This window comes from Streptococcus sp. HMSC078H03, assembly GCF_001808655.1.
Lineage (GTDB): Bacteria > Bacillota > Bacilli > Lactobacillales > Streptococcaceae > Streptococcus > Streptococcus salivarius_G.
In genome coordinates this window covers 1,221-1,730 of record NZ_KV794079.1, presented here as the reverse complement: position 1 = coordinate 1,730, position 510 = coordinate 1,221, and the positions used below count along the sequence as shown (strand labels likewise).

Sequence of the window (510 nt, the reverse complement as noted above, 5' to 3'; positions counted from 1 at the left end):
CCGATGCACTCTCTGAGGCAGACTCGGAATTAGAAACTGATTGTGATCCTGAAACAGATGTACTCAATGACGCCGACTCACCCAATGATGCTGAGTTCGAAATAGATTCAACAGTTGAAATAATCGCAGAAATTGAAGCACTAAAGGCTTGAGACTGGCTTTCAAATGCAGAAGCACTCAATGAGCTTGACGTACTCAATGATTCTGACTCTGAAGTCGAGATTGAGGAACTTGTGCTCTGTGATTCACTCAATGATGCAGACTCACTAACTGAAATTGAAGCACTTAATGAAGCTGATTCTGAGGTTGAAGCAGACTGTGATTCTGAAACTGACGCACTCTCTGACGCTGATTCTGAGGTTGACACTGACTGCGACTCAGAAACTGAGGCACTTTCTGACGCTGATTCTGAATTTGATACAGACTGAGACTCAGAAATTGACGCACTTTCTGACGCTGATTCTGAGTTTGACACTGATTGTGATTCTGATACAGAAGCACTTTCTGACG

At 43.3% G+C, this 510-nt stretch carries 1 protein-coding gene; it reads left to right on the top strand.

What is annotated here, in order from left to right; genetic code table 11:
- Nucleotides 1-233 precede the first annotated feature (233 nt).
- Entirely contained in the window at nucleotides 234-428 is a 195-nt protein-coding gene (locus tag HMPREF2607_RS02290; protein WP_070475579.1) for a hypothetical protein, read from the top strand.
- Nucleotides 429-510 lie beyond the last annotated feature (82 nt).